The 17,047-nt window shown below is 38.0% G+C and carries 14 protein-coding genes; 11 read left to right on the forward strand and 3 right to left on the reverse strand.

The genetic code is table 11. From position 1 onward, the window contains the following. Positions 1 to 10: 10 nt before the first annotated feature. Positions 11 to 469 carry an Lrp/AsnC family transcriptional regulator gene (locus MWU78_RS06300; protein ID WP_246996060.1) on the reverse strand — a complete coding sequence of 153 codons (459 nt, stop codon included), beginning with the start codon at positions 467 to 469 and terminating at the stop codon, positions 11 to 13. 156 nt (positions 470 to 625) lie between these two features. Between MWU78_RS06300 and MWU78_RS06305 the strand changes: the two genes are divergently transcribed. From MWU78_RS06305 to ribB, 11 genes are all read left to right on the forward strand, one after another. Next, positions 626 to 1,846 carry an aminotransferase class I/II-fold pyridoxal phosphate-dependent enzyme gene (locus MWU78_RS06305; protein WP_246996062.1) on the forward strand — a complete coding sequence of 407 codons (1,221 nt, stop codon included), beginning with the start codon at positions 626 to 628 and terminating at the stop codon, positions 1,844 to 1,846. Between the two features lie 61 nt (positions 1,847 to 1,907). Beyond that, the gene (gene nhaC / locus MWU78_RS06310; protein WP_246996064.1) at positions 1,908 to 3,383 is read left to right on the forward strand and encodes a Na+/H+ antiporter NhaC; all 1,476 of its coding nucleotides are present in this window, start codon (positions 1,908 to 1,910) and stop codon (positions 3,381 to 3,383) included. Between the two features lie 388 nt (positions 3,384 to 3,771). After that, positions 3,772 to 4,416: a peroxiredoxin gene (locus MWU78_RS06315; protein WP_246996066.1), complete on the forward strand. Its 645-nt coding sequence runs from the start codon at positions 3,772 to 3,774 to the stop codon at positions 4,414 to 4,416. Between the two features lie 74 nt (positions 4,417 to 4,490). Then, the gene (locus tag MWU78_RS06320; protein ID WP_246996068.1) at positions 4,491 to 4,805 is read left to right on the forward strand and encodes a thioredoxin family protein; all 315 of its coding nucleotides are present in this window, start codon (positions 4,491 to 4,493) and stop codon (positions 4,803 to 4,805) included. After that, positions 4,786 to 5,043: a hypothetical protein gene (locus tag MWU78_RS06325; RefSeq protein WP_031444034.1), complete on the forward strand. Its 258-nt coding sequence runs from the start codon at positions 4,786 to 4,788 to the stop codon at positions 5,041 to 5,043. Before MWU78_RS06320 ends, MWU78_RS06325 begins: the two co-directional genes overlap by 20 nt. Before the next feature lie 189 nt (positions 5,044 to 5,232). Then, on the forward strand, positions 5,233 to 5,739 hold the full coding sequence (tpx, locus tag MWU78_RS06330) for a thiol peroxidase (protein ID WP_246996072.1): 507 nt from the start codon (positions 5,233 to 5,235) through the stop codon (positions 5,737 to 5,739). Beyond that, positions 5,732 to 6,097, forward strand: a complete 366-nt coding sequence (locus tag MWU78_RS06335) for a diacylglycerol kinase family protein (protein WP_246996074.1) — start codon at positions 5,732 to 5,734, stop codon at positions 6,095 to 6,097. Before tpx ends, MWU78_RS06335 begins: the two co-directional genes overlap by 8 nt. Before the next feature lie 128 nt (positions 6,098 to 6,225). After that, positions 6,226 to 8,604, forward strand: a complete 2,379-nt coding sequence (locus tag MWU78_RS06340) for a DNA translocase FtsK (protein WP_246996076.1) — start codon at positions 6,226 to 6,228, stop codon at positions 8,602 to 8,604. A 31-nt stretch (positions 8,605 to 8,635) separates the two neighbouring features. After that, on the forward strand, positions 8,636 to 9,280 hold the full coding sequence (locus MWU78_RS06345; protein ID WP_246996079.1) for an outer membrane lipoprotein carrier protein LolA: 645 nt from the start codon (positions 8,636 to 8,638) through the stop codon (positions 9,278 to 9,280). Positions 9,281 to 9,305: 25 nt separating this feature from the next. Further along, a complete protein-coding gene (locus MWU78_RS06350; protein ID WP_348647075.1) occupies positions 9,306 to 10,769 on the forward strand; it encodes an LptF/LptG family permease in 1,464 nt (487 codons plus the stop codon). Continuing rightward, on the forward strand, positions 10,766 to 11,908 hold the full coding sequence (gene ribB, locus MWU78_RS06355) for a 3,4-dihydroxy-2-butanone-4-phosphate synthase (RefSeq protein WP_246996083.1): 1,143 nt from the start codon (positions 10,766 to 10,768) through the stop codon (positions 11,906 to 11,908). Before MWU78_RS06350 ends, ribB begins: the two co-directional genes overlap by 4 nt. Positions 11,909 to 11,989: 81 nt before the next feature. On the opposite strand, the gene MWU78_RS06360 is transcribed toward ribB, so the two are convergent. Next, positions 11,990 to 12,778 carry a DUF1080 domain-containing protein gene (locus tag MWU78_RS06360; RefSeq protein WP_246996085.1) on the reverse strand — a complete coding sequence of 263 codons (789 nt, stop codon included), beginning with the start codon at positions 12,776 to 12,778 and terminating at the stop codon, positions 11,990 to 11,992. Between the two features lie 138 nt (positions 12,779 to 12,916). Continuing rightward, complete coding sequence (locus MWU78_RS06365) at positions 12,917 to 16,954, reverse strand: two-component regulator propeller domain-containing protein (protein WP_246996087.1); 4,038 nt, start codon at positions 16,952 to 16,954, stop codon at positions 12,917 to 12,919. Positions 16,955 to 17,047: the final 93 nt, after the last annotated feature.

Below are 17,047 nucleotides of genomic sequence, written 5' to 3' on the forward strand. Positions count from 1 at the left end.
ACAAATGTTATTACATAAATACTTCTGTGGTACTTTTTACCTCATTGATCACGAATGAACTTTGGGTACTTCCAATATGATTTATGGCGGTAAGTTTAGTAATCATGAACTCCCTGTACTCTTCCATGTTGGCCACATATATTTTTAGGATATAGTCGTAATCCCCGCTGGTGTGATAACATTCTGCTACCTCATTTAATTTGAGTATCTCCCGTTCAAACTGCAGAACATACTCTTTAATGTGTTGAACCAGTTTAATATGGCAAAGCACGGTAAAGGCCTTGTCTACCTTCTTTTTGTCTACCAGGGCTACATATTTGGTTATTACCCCAAGCTTCTCCAATCTTTTTATGCGCTCGTAAATGGCGGTAACCGATAAATTTAATTGAAGGGCATACTCCTTAGTGGTCTTTTTGCTGTCCTTTTGTAGCAAACCCAGTAATTTTATGTCTATTTCGTCGAATTTCATGGTGATTTATTTTCTTTGGCTCGGCTATATTTCTCTATCTCGCATAAAAATAAACTAAATATATTATAATATATAGATTTATAATCTACCTATCTATAAGTTGGTTGATTAATTACTATTATTCTTTTATTTTTATAGTAAAATAAATATTTAGTTATGGATTTTAAGGCATCTGATGATTTACAGGATTTACAGTATTTTGGTGAATATGGAGGGGTCAATCCCTCTATATCCGACTCTTCTACCTATACTTTTTTATCAGCAAAGACCATGTTCGATACCTTCGAGGGCAATACCGAAGGTTGTTATCTGTACAGTAGGCACTCCTCTCCTTCCAACCTTTATTTGGGAGAGGCATTAGCTGCTTTGGAGGGTACTGAAACTGCCAATGTAACCGCCAGTGGTATGGGAGCTATTAGTGCGGTAATATTGCAGCTGTGCAATGCTGGGGACCATATTGTGAGCAGCAGGACCATATACGGTGGCACTTACGCCCTAATGAAGAACTTTTTAAAGAAATTCAATATTACCACTTCCTTTGTGGATACGACAAAATTGGAGGAAGTGGCCATGGCCATTACCCCCAAAACACAAATGATCTATTGTGAGTCCGTTAGTAACCCCTTATTGGAAGTGGCCGATATTGAGGCCCTTTCCAAGTTGGCCAAAAAGCATAACATTCCCTTAGTGGTGGACAATACCTTTTCACCTTTATCTGTTTCTCCTGCCAAATTGGGGGCCGATATTGTTATTCACAGTTTAACGAAGTTTATTAATGGTACTAGCGATTGTGTGGCGGGAGTGGTTTGTGGTTCCAAAGATTTCTGTTTGGGATTAAAGGATGTGAATAATGGTGCAGGCATGTTATTGGGTAGCACATTGGATAGTTTAAGGGCTTCTTCCATCTTAAAGAATATGAGAACGCTGCATATAAGGATGAAAAAACATAGTGAAAATGCCATGTACTTAGCCCAAAATTTTGAAAAGGACGGATTACGTGTGGCATATCCGGGGTTAAAATCGCATGCTGGGCATAGAGTTATGAAAAAACAATTTAATCCGGAATATGGCTTTGGTGGATTAATGACTTTGGACGTAGGCTCCTTGGAAAATGCCAATGCCCTGATGGAATTAATGCAAAAGAAACATTTGGGATATTTGGCAGTTAGTTTAGGCTTTTACAAAACCTTATTTAGTGCACCGGGAACCTCCACTTCTTCAGAAATTCCAATGGAAGAACAATTGGAGATGGGCTTGTCCAATGGTCTAATTCGGTTTTCAATAGGATTGGATGACCATATAGATAGGACATATAGGGCAATGAAAGACTGTTTGGTCCAATTGAAAATTTTAAAAAATATAAAGGAAGGGGTCTAATATTGGGTTTGCAGAACAGATATCAAAATCGTAATATTACGAAGAAACAAATAGCTACTAGATGCAAAACCTTAGCACTAATCCCTCCGGACCTGAGAATGAACATATTGTAGAAAATAAGGAACTAAATATCTGGGAGGCCCTTATCCCAGTTGTTCTTTTAATGATGATGTTGGCCTATAATATTTTCTATGCCGATGGAGAATGGTTCGGGGAATATTCCAATCAGATTATTTTATTGATCGGTGGTGGTATAAGTGCCATTGTGGGGTTTTTTAATAAAACCTCTCTAAGAACTATGGGCATGGAAGTTCTGGAAAATTTAAAAAGTGTTCTCGTACCAATTATGATATTGTTTTTGGTAGGGGCCTTGGCAGGTACTTGGTTGGTGAGTGGTGTTATTCCTGCCATGGTCTATTACGGACTTAAGGTTTTGAATCCCTCCATTTTTTTGCCAGCTTCTGTGGTAATTGCTGCGATAATCTCCGTGGCCACTGGAAGTTCATGGACTACGTCCGCAACGGTGGGCATAGCACTAGTGGGTATTGGGACCGCATTGGGCATTGATCCCGGTATGATTGCCGGTGCGGTAATTTCAGGAGCTTATTTTGGGGACAAGATGTCCCCTTTAAGCGATACCACCAATTTGGCACCCGCCATGGCAGGGACTGACTTGTTTACCCATATAAAATACATGACCATTACAACCGTGCCTACTATATTGATAACTTTGGTTGTGTTTACGGTAATTAGCTTCAATATAGAAACTTCTGGGAGTGCGGATGTAAGTGCACTATTGAACACAATTAATAGTACCTTTAATATAAGCCCGTATTTATTTATAGTGCCAGGAGTGGTAATAGCGCTTATACTTCTTAAAACAAAGCCGCTGATTGCCTTGGGGACTGGGGTGGGATTGGCTGGGGTGTTTGCCCTATTTTTTCAAGCCGAAGTATTGAAAACCCTCTCAGATTCCAATGTAACCGCTATTTTTAATGCAATTTTTGTTGATACGGCCATAGTAACCGAAAACGAAAAATTGAACGAGCTGTTCAGTGCCGGTGGAATGCAAGGCATGCTTTGGACTATATTGCTTATTTGCTGTGCCATGGTATTTGGGGGTATAATGGACGGTATTGGGGCCTTGGCCCGAATTACCAAATCCTTACTATCCATTGCAGCATCCGTATTTGGTTTGTTTGCTAGTACAGTTATGAGCTGTATAGGGTTAAATGCCATTGCCAGTGATCAATACCTGGCAATTGTAATCCCTGGTAAAATGTTCAAGAAGGCCTTTCAGGACAAGGGCTTGGCTCCTGAGAATTTGAGTCGGACTTTGGAAGATTCTGGTACCGTAACGTCTGTATTAATTCCATGGAATACATGTGGGGCGTACCAATCGAGCGTATTGGGGGTCGGTGTTGCCGAATACTTTGTTTATGCCGTTTTTAATTGGTTAAGTCCTTTTATGACGCTGTTTTTCGCGGCACTACATCTCAAAATCAGACAGCTTAGGACATCTTCGGTAGCTGCTTGATCAGAGGGTAATAGACAAAACATTATTCCTAAATTATTTGTAGTTATTGCTTTCGGAATTTTTCAACCAATTAACCGATCATCGAACTATTTTTAATCAGGTAATGAGTAAGCCTCTTTTTGCAAAATGGGTTATAGATCAATAATTGATTTTTCTAAAAACTCGCTTCATTTTCAATAAAAACATATTTCCTATTTTTCACCCCTCGCCTTTGCTATATCGTGAAATTATACATTCTATTTTTTGCATCTTCGCAACTAAAATCGATAAAGGGCGTAGGTATATACAATAGTTATATAGGAATAAGTTTTTTAAATCCAGAATATGGTAATCCGCCTTATTTAGATGTAATTTTACATCAGAAATTAATAGTATAAAATTTATAAATATGACTTTAGTAGGTAAAAAATTTCCAAATCTTAGCGTTAATGCAATGAACGATTTGGGCGATACTTTCAAATTGAATGTTTTGGAGGAAGCACAAAAAAATAACAAAAAAGTAATCTTGTTTTGGTATCCAAAAGACTTCACTTTTGTTTGCCCAACAGAATTGCATGCTTTTCAGGCTGCTTTGGGAGAATTTGAAAAAAGAAACACTTTGGTTATAGGTGCTTCCTGTGACACGGCCGAAGTTCATTTTGCTTGGTTGAGTACATCTAAGGATAATGGTGGAATTGAAGGCGTTACTTATCCCATCCTTGCGGACAGCAATAGAAACTTGGCTTCCACTTTAGGTATTTTGGACATTACCAATGAGCAGTATAATGAGGAAACAGGTGTTATCATGGTAGATGGTGACAATGTAACTTACCGTGCCACTTATTTAATAGATGAAGAAGGTACTGTATTCCATGAAGGGATTAATCATATGCCATTGGGTAGAAATGTAAATGAGTATTTGCGTTTGATCGATGCATATACACATGTTCAGGAAAAAGGAGAAGTTTGTCCTGCCAACTGGGAAGAGGGTAAAGACGCAATGACTGCTGACAGGAATGGTGTTGCCAGTTATTTGTCTGCACACGCAAACTAGGCTCAATACATAAATATAGGGAGCCAATCGTTAAATAAAATTGGCTCCCTTTTTATAAATTAAAATAAGAAATTATGCTGCTTGAATTGGAAAATGATAATCTTAAAGAGATTATTGATCAAAATAAAAATGTGGTAGTCCAATATTCTGCTACCTGGTGTGGCAATTGTAGAATAATGAAACCCAAATTTAAAAAAGAAGCGTCAGCGAATGATGATATTACATTTGTTCTTGCCGATGCAGAAAAGTTCCCTGAATCCAGAAAATTGGCCAATGTGGACAATCTTCCAACTTTCGCCATTTTTAGTGATGGTGAATTCAAGAATCAGGTACAGACTAATAAATATGATGTTTTAAAAGAATTGATAAGTGAAATTACCAGTAATTAAACACCTAACCGGTTTCATCGCGGAAAATGATGAGGACTATGTGTTGGAAACCATAGAAACGTTGGAATCCATAACCGAAGTTTCTTCATTAAAAGACGAGGAACTGGATGTTATTGGAGAATTGATCTCCAATTTATATGGAGCCTTGGAGGTACAAAAATCCATTAAGGAAGGTAAGCCCCAAAAGGAGGCTTTGAACGAATTTATGCAAAGGGTCGTTGGTTCTATTGACAAATAGATGTAAAAGTAGCTATCAAACCAATTGCAGTAAATCCCTCTATTCCTCTGTGCAATTCATAGGATAGAGGGATTTTCTTTTTATTTACGTCCTTTGGACGGGCTTTTTATTAACCTACTTTTTTATGCAATATTCCTAACATATCAATCATATATTTTTTATTTTCACCCAAAATTTAAAAAGAATAACATGGCTATTGTAACGCTTAAAGGACATCCAATAAATACTATAGGTTCACTCCCTGCTAAAGGCAGCGAGGCTCCCAGCTTTTCCTTGACTAAAAAAGATTTATCAACCAGTACTTTTTCCGATTATAAGGGAAAAAAAATAGTACTGAATATTTTTCCTAGTGTAGATACGGGTACGTGTGCACAATCTGTTAGACAATTTAATGAGAAAGCTTCAGTATTGGCAAACACTAAGGTTTTATGTATTTCCAAGGACCTTCCATTTGCCCAGAATCGCTTCTGTGGGGCAGAAGGATTGGAAAATGTAGAAATGTTGTCCGATTTTAGGGATGGTAACTTTGGAAAAGCTTTTGGTGTTGAATTTATTGATGGACCTCTTATGTCCTTGCATTCCAGATCCGTAGTTGTTTTAGATGAAGAAGGAAAAGTTATTTATACGGAACAAGTTGCAGAAACCGTGGATGAGCCTAATTATGATGCAGCCCTAGAAGTATTGATGGATGCCTAAAGAAAGTTTTTTAGTGAATCGTATTAAGAGTGTTGGATTCGCTTTTAAGGGAGCGCTACTTTTGGTAAGAACAGAGTCGAGTATTAAGATTCAGGTTTTTATAACTCTGGTCATGACGGCGGCGGGATTCTATTTTGAAATTTCCAACACGGAATGGATACTTCAAATTTTGGCCATTGGATTGGTGCTAGGTATTGAAGGCCTAAATACGGCTATTGAGAAAATAGCTGATTTTGTCCAACCCGAATACGATGAAAAAATTGGATTTATAAAGGATATTTCTGCGGGTGCCGTTATGTTGGTGTCTATTGCCGCTTCCATTATTGGCCTTATTATATATGTTCCAAAGCTTTTTTGATCACTATTGATGATGCCTACTAATATATCTGGTTTAGGGGTAGTTTCCTTAAAATGATATATCCAAGGGAAAAGTTCGGATGAGTTCATAAGTAAATTTGTAATTTAGCCTCCAGAATTGAAGATTTAATGGCAAAAAAGGTAAGAAAACCAAAGTCAACACCCAATAAAAAAGGCTTTTCCTTAAAATTATCGCAACAAAACAAAATTATTTTTGGGGGGTTGTTAATGCTTTTAAGTATTGCCCTTTTCTTTTCTTTTGTCTCCTTCTATTTTACATGGCAGGACGATCAAAGCTTGCTTTCGGAATTTGCGAATAGGAACGAGCAAGCAAGAAATTTATTGAACAAATTTGGAGCTAACGTAAGTCATTTTATCCTTTATAAAGGATTTGGTATTTCTTCTATCATATTTACTTTTCTGCTTTTTACAACCGGGCTGTACCTATTTTTAAGTATGCAAAAACATGGCCTGCTCCGAAAATGGATCTGGGGATTGGTGTTTATTATCTGGTTCTCCGTCGCCCTTGGCTTTTTTGCCTCTGGAAAGCCACTTCTAGGGGGTATGGTTGGGTATGAAATGAACGATTTCCTCCAAGATTATGGAGGCAAAGTCGGTGTCTTTTTGCTATTGCTTTTCGGCTTGATCGTAATTTTGGTTAGATTGTTTCAATTTTCTCCGGACAAGGCCGTGGCTTATTTAAATACCAAGGGTAAATCTTTGGCCTCAGAATTTAAGAATGGTAAAACTCCTATAGTGGATAACGATAGGGAGAACGACATTCTATATACGGAGGAAAAGGTAGAAACCCCTATCGTAATTGATACTTATACCCACAAAAAAGATATTCCTCCTCTGGAGAAAGAAGTCGAAGATGAGGAATTTGAAGTAAAAGTGGGGCCAGAGGAAGAGACTATTGCCATGGAGGTAGAGAAAATAAATGAGGAGAAAGAAGAGTCCGATAATATTTCCGATAAACTTGTGGAAGATTTTGGTGAATTTGATCCTACCTTGGAACTGGGCAATTTTAAATTCCCTCCATTAGATCTTTTGGATCAGCATGGGGCTACGGGAGGAATTACAATAAATCAAGAGGAGCTCGAAGAAAATAAGAATAAGATTGTAGAGACCTTAAAGAATTATAAAATTGGCATCGCGCAAATTAAGGCAACTATAGGGCCTACCGTTACCCTATATGAAATTGTTCCGGATGCCGGGGTGCGGATTTCCAAAATAAAAAACTTGGAGGACGATATTGCCTTATCCCTTGCGGCGCTTGGGATACGAATAATAGCTCCTATTCCTGGCAAGGGTACCATTGGTATCGAGGTCCCGAATAAAAACGCTACTATTGTTTCTATGCGTTCCGTAATAGCATCCAGCAAATTTCAAAAAGCGGAAATGCAATTGCCCATTGCCTTTGGCAAGACCATAAGCAACGAAACTTTTGTGGTAGATTTGGCAAAAATGCCCCACTTGTTAATGGCAGGAGCTACTGGACAGGGTAAATCCGTGGGATTAAATGCCGTATTGACCTCCCTGCTCTATAAAAAGCACCCTGCGGAAGTTAAGTTTGTGCTAATAGATCCCAAGAAAGTAGAGCTTACCCTATTCAACAAAATAGAAAGGCATTATTTGGCCAAATTGCCAGATTCCGAGGAGGCTATAATTACCGACAATAATAAGGTGATAAATACCCTAAATTCACTTTGTATTGAAATGGACAACCGCTACGAGTTGTTAAAGGTGGCCATGGTGAGAAATATTAAGGAGTATAATACCAAGTTTAAGGCGAGAAAACTAAACCCTAATGACGGGCACATGTTTCTTCCTTATATTGTTTTGGTTATTGATGAGTTTGCCGATTTAATTATGACCGCAGGTAAGGAAGTGGAAACTCCAATTGCAAGGTTGGCACAATTGGCCAGGGCAATCGGCATCCATTTGATTATTGCCACCCAAAGGCCTTCGGTTAACGTAATTACTGGGATTATAAAGGCCAACTTCCCGGCAAGAATAGCCTTTAGGGTAACTTCAAAAATAGATTCAAGAACTATTCTTGATGCTCAGGGTGCCGATCAATTAATTGGACGTGGGGATATGCTGTATACACAGGGCAATGATGTTACAAGAATTCAATGTGCTTTTGTGGATACTCCAGAGGTTGCCAAGATTACAGAATTTATAGGTTCGCAGAGAGCCTATCCGGATGCGCATTTACTTCCGGAATATGTGGGGAACGACGATTCTGGCACAAGTATTGATTATAATATCTCTGATCGTGATGCCATGTTCAGGGATGCGGCAGAGGTAATTGTTATTGCACAGCAAGGTTCGGCCTCCTTAATACAGCGAAAGTTGAAATTAGGGTACAATAGAGCGGGGAGAATTATAGATCAACTGGAGGCCGCAGGTATCGTTGGTCCGTTTGAAGGCAGTAAAGCTCGCCAGGTTCTGGTACCGGATATTTATGCCTTAGATCAACTCTTGAGCAATGAAAGGCCATAAACGGTACATTAAAAATTTAAAAAGAAGACAAATGAAACTTAAATTATCTATTATATTACTGGTATTATCTACTTCAATCTCTATGGCCCAAAACTCAGCGAAGGCCAAATCTTTGTTGGATGAAGTGTATAATAAAGTAAAAAGTTATGACAATATTTTTGTAGACTTTAAATATAGCCTTAATAATGAAGAGGCCAATATAAATACCGAGACACGGGGAGATGTTACGATGCAGGGTGATAAATATTTATTTAACTATTTAGGGTCCAAACAATTATACGATGGTAAAAAAGTATATACTGTAGTTCCGGAAAATGAAGAAGTTACTATTGAAGAAAAGCTGGATGATGAAAACACCATCACTCCTTCAAAAATGCTTACCTTTTATAAACAAGGTCACAATTATGACTGGGACATTCTACAAAATATACAGGGAAGAAAAATACAGTTTGTAAGGTTGACACCAATTGATACCAATTCAGAGATCAAATCCATATTATTGGGAATAGATGTGGAGACCAAGCATATCTATAAGCTTATTGAAACGGGGAAGAACGGCACTAAAACTACCATTACTGTTAATTCTTTTAAAATAGACCAGCCTTTGTCCAAAACCTTATTTATTTTTGACGAGAGCAAGTATAAAAATGATGGGTACTACATCATAAGAAATTAGGCCATTGAGAATTCTAGACCGATATATATTATCGAGCTTCCTTTTTAATTTTTTCAGCTCGTTTGTAATACTGATGTTTATCTTCGTATTTCAGACGATTTGGCTGTTTATTGATGATTTTGCAGGTAAGGGCTTGGATATTTTTATCATCGGGAAATTCTTGTTTTACCTTATGCCCAATCTAATGGAACGGGTAATTCCTTTAACCGTGTTGCTTTCTTCAATCCTAACCTTTGGCTCCTTTGCCGAGAATTATGAATTTGCAGCTATGAAGGCCTCTGGAATTTCCTTGCAGAGGGCAATGCTGCCCCTTATTGTTTTTGTCACTTTTTTGGGAGGGGTTACCTTTTATTTTGCAAATAACATTATCCCCATTTCGGAGCAAAAAATTTATAACTTAAGAAGGAATATTGCCAAGGTAAAACCGGCCGCGATAATTTCGGAAGGTGTTTTCAGTGATTTGGAAGGCACGGAGATGAACATGAAGGTTGACCGTAAATATGGTCAAAATGATCGGTTCTTGGAAAATGTCATCATCCATGAGAAATCTAAAATAAAAGTAAATACAACCGTAATCAAAGCTAAATCAGGGGAACTTATCAGTAGCGAGGATTCCGATATTTTACAGTTGGTATTGAAAGATGGACATTACTATTCTGATATGCCCACGAAGAATAACAAGGAAAAGAAGAAGAATCCTTTTACCAAGGCCAATTTTAAAACCTATACCATAAACAAGGATCTTTCCGATCTAAATGATGTGGACTTGGATGAAGAGCGTGATGTAAGTACAGATAAGATGAAGAACATATCGCGCTTAAATAAGGATATTGACTCCCTAAAGGAGGACAACGTAAAATTGGTAACCGCTTTCTCCAAGAATATAGTGGGAAGAATGGGGGCTTTTGTACCGTTAAAAAAACCAGATTCATTAAGCCAAATTACAATAGACAAGAAAAAGAAGGAAAGGGATTCGTTGGGCACTACCCTATCCACCGATGACATTGTTGCACTTTTCCCTTCATGGCACCAAACGCAAATAGTAAATTCGGCTAAAAGTTCCACGTCCAATATAATCACAAGTATACAGGGAAAGAAAAATGAGCTTCATATAAAATATAAGATTTATCGTCTGCATATTTTATCACTACATAAAAAATATGCCTTAGCCTTATCGTGTATTATTTTGTTCTTTGTTGGAGCGCCACTGGGAGCCATAATTAGAAAAGGAGGTTTGGGACTACCTATGGTAATCGCCATTGTCTTATTCCTTACCTATTACTTTATTGGTGTATTTGCCGGTAATTATGCCAAGGAGGGGAATATTAATCCAATTATAGGCGCATGGCTTTCTACGTTTATAATGTTACCTTTAGGTGTGTTTTTAACCAGGCGTGCAACGGCCGATAAGGGCTTGATGTCCTTTGGAAGTATTTTTGATTATTTTAAAGGCATATTTAAGAAGAAAGATAAAATTGCTGCAACATGACAACAAAAGTTAGCAAAACCATTACACTAAATACCATTGAAGAAGCCATTGAGGATATAAGACAAGGCAAGGTTATTATTGTAGTGGACGATGAAAATAGGGAAAATGAAGGGGATTTTTTGGCAGCTGCAGAATTGGCCACCCCCGAATTGATCAATTTTATGGCCACCCATGGCAGGGGGCTTATCTGCGCTCCACTTACTGAAGGTAGATGTAAGGAATTAGGCCTGCACATGATGGTCCACAATAATACAGATCCTATGGAAACTGCATTCACTGTTTCTGTAGATTTAAGGGGCTATGGGGTAACTACTGGCATTTCTGCCGCAGATCGTGCAAGTACCATTAAGGCCTTGACCGATGATAATATAAAATCACATGATCTTGGAAGGCCAGGACATATATTTCCGTTAGTCGCTAAAGAAGGTGGCGTGTTAAGAAGAACAGGGCATACGGAGGCCGCTATTGATTTTGCCCGTTTAGCCGGACTAAAACCAGCTGGGGTCATAGTAGAAATTATGAACGAAGATGGCACTATGGCCAGATTGCCTCAATTGGTAAAAGTAGCCAAAACATTTGACCTTAAGATCGTTTCCATCGAAGCCTTGATCGCCTATCGTATGGAGCATGACAGTCTTATCCGTAAAAAGGAAGATTTTAATATTGTTACCAGATTTGGGGAATTTAGATTGAGGGCCTATCAGCAGACCACTAATAATCAAGTACATATAGCATTGACCAAAGGTACCTGGAAAAAGGACGAAAAGGTCCTTACCCGGATCAATTCAACCTTAATTAACAATGACATTTTAGGTACGCTTACAAATAACCCGGATAAAAAATTGGAAGACATGTTCAATGCCATCAATGAAGAGGGAAAAGGAGCATTTGTTTTTATTAATCAGGAAACCGAATCCTTGAATTTACTGGGAAGATTGGGTGAGCTGAAGGAGTTGCAAAAGAAGGGTATATTCAAGGCGCCCAAAGTGGATATGGATGCCAAGGATTTTGGTGTAGGCGCACAAATTTTACACGATTTGGATATTGCCAAAATAAGGCTGTTGTCCAATTCTACCCAAACTAAAAGAGTGGGTATTGTGGGTTATGGACTGGAAATAGTAGAATACGTTACGTATTAATAAGGACGAATAAATTTGAAATAAAAAATGCCGAAGGATCAATTTCCTTCGGCATTTTTTTTAGCTCAAAGTAGTTCCGACCTATAAGGGTCTTACCCAGATGTTTCTGAATTGTGTTTTGTTGCCGTGGTCCTGAAGTGAAAGTACATCATCACCATGGGCAGATGGGTAATTGTGCAAACCAATATAATAGGTGGTACCATTGATCTCTACGTTATTTTGTACTAGAACACCATTATGAAGCACAGTAATCCTCGCCTTGGCATCCAATCGGCCATCTTTTTTAAATCTAGGGGCTGTATAGATTACGTCATAAGTGTTCCATTCCAAAGGACCGCGCATGGCATTTACCAAAGGTGCATGGTCTTTATATATACTGCCGGCCTGTCCGTTTCTGTAGGTACGGTTATTGTACGAATCCAATATTTGCAATTCATATCTGTTCTGCAAAAATAATCCGCTATTGCCCCTACCCTGGCTTGAACCTGCCACCTCATCCGGAGCGCTAAATTCTATGTGTATCTGGCAGTCACCAAATTTCATTTTTGTACTTATACCTCCAGAACCAGGAACTACTTCCATATGGTTATTGTCGATAATTTTCCATGGGGCAGGTTGTGCATTGTCTTTTTGCTTTACCCAATGATCCAAGTTTGTGCCATCAAATAAGATTATGGCATCCGAAGGGGCGTCACCCAATGTTTTTGCAGGAGTCACCACACTTACTTCTGGCTCCCATATTTCCGTCATTTCTGCCTTCATGGGCATAGGTGATACTTCAGGAGGAGTACTAATATGTTTGTTTTGTGCTCCTATTTGCAAAGAAAAAGCAATGGAAAATAGGAAAAGGAAAATAGTCTTGGAATTCATATTATTAATGGATTTAACGTAAATTATTTGAGGACTAAATATAGGAATATTACTTAAACTTATCCAAAGGTTTGGATATGTTTCCATTATGGAAGGGAATTATTTGGTAACCTTGGATTTTGTAGATATTTGACAATTTTACTTGATGAGATTACTTGGAGGGTAGCCAAATTGCTTTTTAAAACATCTACTAAAATATAAAGGGTCGTTAAATCCTACCAGGCCAGTCACCTCACTAACATTATATTTTTTGGTATTTAGCAGATGTGCGGCTTTTTTTAACCTAATAGTTCTTATAAATTCATTTGGAGCCAAATCTGTTATCTCTTTGATTTTTCTGTACAATTTGGAAGAACTCATGCCTAATTCATGACACAAAAAAGCGGTATTAAGCTCCAGGTTACCCATGTCGTCTTCGATCAATTGTGTGAGTTTCTCCATAAAAAGTTCATCAGCGGGCGAGTGTGTCAAGGTGGTAACTTCACTTTCCACTTCTCCTGAAAATTTATTTTTCAGCTCCATACGTGATTTGATGATGTTCTCAATTCTGGTTTTTAACAAGGAAGGTTCAAAGGGCTTTACCAAATACCCATCTGCACCACTGCTATACCCTCGAATTTTATCATCACTGTCTGAAAGTGCTGTCAATAAAATAACGGGTACATGACTTATGTCGTCATCGTTCTTTAAAATTTTACAGAATTCCAGCCCATCCATTTCCGGCATCATAATATCGGCTATACATAATACGGGTTTTACTTTTCTACATTGTTCAAGGCCCACTTTACCGTTTTCCGCTTCAAAAACTTTGTAATGGTCCGATAGGTACTCCACTAAATAATTTCGCAATTCAACATTGTCCTCAATGATAAGTATCCTTTCTTTTAAGTGGGTACTTTGAATTATCTTTTTAGCTGTTATTAATTGTGGAGATGCCTCAGGAGTATCAGGCTTTACTACCTCAAAAATTTCATCGTCAGAATAGGCTATCCTGGAAATTGGAATTTTTAATGTGAAAGTACTACCTTTTTCTAACTCACTCTCCACCTCTATAGTTCCTTTGTGCAATTCCACCAATGCCTTTACCAGGGACAAACCTATACCGGAGCCGGTATTATTTTCTTTACTGTTGGAAGCTTGAAAAAATCTTGAAAATATTTTTTCTTGACTCTCTATGGGGATTCCAATACCATCATCGCTGACTTCAACTACTAATTGTTGTACATTATTCACCATACTCGTATTTACAAATAGGTCTATATGACCGTATTTATGGGTGAATTTCAGAGCATTTGAAAGTAAATTATACAGTATTTTATCATATTTGTCCCAGTCTAGATAGCCTTCAATATCTTGATTATCGCAGACAATATTAAAGTTGATTTTCTTATCATCTGCCAGTTCTTGAAAAGATCTAAAGGTATTGGTAGTGCGTTGAAAAATATTGGTTTTAGTGACTTTCAATTGCAATTCCCCAGATTGGGCCCTTCGAAAATCCAGTACCTGATTCACTAGGTTTAAAAGTCTATTGGCATTTTGGTAGATTAAATTGAATCTGCTTTGCTGGAATTGGTTGCTAGATTCTTTCGACTCTTCTATTAATTGTTGTGCAGGACCTAGTATGAGAGTTAGAGGGGTTCTTAATTCGTGTGATATATTGGTGAAAAATTTAAGTTTTTCATTGTTCAATTTCTCATCTCGCTCCCTTTTTACCTTTTCCAATAATAGTTCTTGTTTTAGAATTAATCTAGCTTTTATCTGTTTTCTAACAAAATAGAACACAACAGTAAGAACTAATAACGCCAATAAGAGAGCCTTGTAGGTTAACCAAAATGGGGGTATAATTTTTATATCATAACTAGAAATGGGACTCCATACTCCATGACTGTTCATAGCCTTTACCTCAAAAACATAGTTCCCAAAAAAAAGATTGGTGTACTGCACGGTACGTTGACCCATATCAACCGTATTCCATACTTTGTCAAATCCTACCAATCTATAACTATACTTATTAAAGCGCTCATTAGTATAGGAAGGACTGGAAAAAGTGAGTGAAAAATTCTTGTTAACATTTTCCAAAACCATTCCACGACTTAAATTTATGTCCGAGGTAAGTATTTGCTGATCATTTAGGGTGTTGCCTACTTCCAAATCGGTATTCTGAATCTTGATATTCGTAATCACTGGAGGAGGTGAAATGGTATTGTCTTTAATACTTGAAGGTGAAAAAGTGATAATTTCGTTTTTTCCTCCTAAATAGATATTTGAATCATCGGCGTAGTAAAAGCCGGTTAGACTAAATACGTCCAACCTATTACCACTATCGGTATAAAATATTTTCAGTTCATTGGATTCAATTTTGTATTGGGCAAGTTGGTTATTGTTCATATTTAACCAAAGGTTGCCCCTGCTATCTGCCACCACATCGGTTATCCAGCTGCTCTGCAATTCCACAGCCTCCATAACAGGGACAAAATCGTCTAGATCGGGATCGTAGTAATCCAATCCCTTGCGTGTCGCCGCCCAAATTTTCCCAGATGGATCAATCGTAATATCGCTTACATTTTCATGTGAAAGTCCAATGTTTTCGCCTAAATCGGCATTATATACATGCGTATTTCCACTTACGGGGTCAAATCGAATAGCTCCAATTTGGGTGGCGAACCAAATTGTACCATCATTATCGACCACACATTTGTTAATGGGGCGTGAAGGCAATAATATTCCCGTTCCATTAATAGGTGAAAATGTATCTGTGTTGATAATTACCGCCCCTTCTCCATGAGCGCCAACCACCATTTTTTTATTTCCTAAATCTGCGAATGCAAGAATTGGTGACCTACTAAAGCCAACATCCAATACGGAGGCTTTACCAGTGCTGTAATCGTAACGTAAAATATGACCTTCCCATAGGCCACAGTAAAATATGTTGCCATCTATTGTAAAAATACTGGCTATGTCCTTTTGGCTATTGAACAAGGGACTATAACGACCATTATCCGAAATAAAGAGGCCATTATGTCTTGTAGCCACTATGATTTTATTGTCTTTGGTTTTTGCAAATCCGCGAATACGGGGTACCTGATTCCCAATATATTGGGAAATATCAGAGTTATAATTAAATTGATTATTATAAGGATCGTATTTCTCCAGGCCGTCTTCCGTGCCAATCCATAGCACGCCTGAGGCATCAAAATACAATGCTGCCACCAAATTATCCACCAAGGAATCATCATCAGATAATTCCGAGTAATACCATCGGTATTCTTGTAGGACAATATCCTCCAGTTCATCTACCACCAAGATGCCGCCTAGTGTACCCAGCCAATATTCACCGTTGGGCGCCCTTGCTACCGAAATAAAGTATGGCCCCAATTTATCCCTTACCTTAGAATCTTGTAAATACAGATTTTTGAAAGAATCGGTTTGCTCTTCTAATTTAAATAGCCCTCTCCTGCTGCCCACAAATATATCCGATTTGTGGTCCTCATAGATAAAATTGACATATGGGTTTGTTTCAGTCGACTCTGGAACTTCCAAAGTGTACTCCCTTATTTGTGCGATGTTACCTGTATTGTCCAAGGAGATTTTGGCAATTCCCGCGCTTCCATAACTTGCAAGCCATATATATCCATTGGAATCTTCAATAATTTCCTTAATGTAGTTAAAGCCTTCCAGTACCACTTTTTTAAAATGCTGGGTTTGGGGATTATAGATAAAAAGGCCTTTATCCTTGGTTCCTACCCACACTTGCTTGTACCTATCTACATGTACGGACCTTATCTCCCCGTCGTGCAAAGCGTTTGGATCATTAACATTTGGAAGGAAGGTTTGGAAGGTGTGGGTATCCAATTTATAAAGTACGAGTCCTTTTCTTGTGCCGATCCACAATTGATTGGATTCCCTATCCAATTCCAAGTCGGTAATATCATCGTCTGGGATGGTATTGTTTAGTTCGGAAGAGCTGGTATAATTTTTAAACTCGTAACCGTCAAAACGGTTCAATCCTGAAAAAGTACCCAACCACAAAAAGCCTTGATCGTCCTGAAGAATATGCCTTACAGAATTATGGGAAAGGCCATTAAAATCATTGTAATGTTCAAACTTTATAGTCTGCGCGTGTAGGTTCCATACGGAGACCATAAATGCCAACAGAAGTTTAAGTTTGTTTCCCATAATGTAAATAATACTATCGTTTAAAAAGCCAATATAAGGAACCTTGGTTGCCAAAGTTTAAAAACCTCAAATAAATAGGCCATATAGTGGACT

This window comes from Arenibacter sp. F26102 (assembly GCF_023015865.1).
Classification (GTDB): domain Bacteria; phylum Bacteroidota; class Bacteroidia; order Flavobacteriales; family Flavobacteriaceae; genus Arenibacter.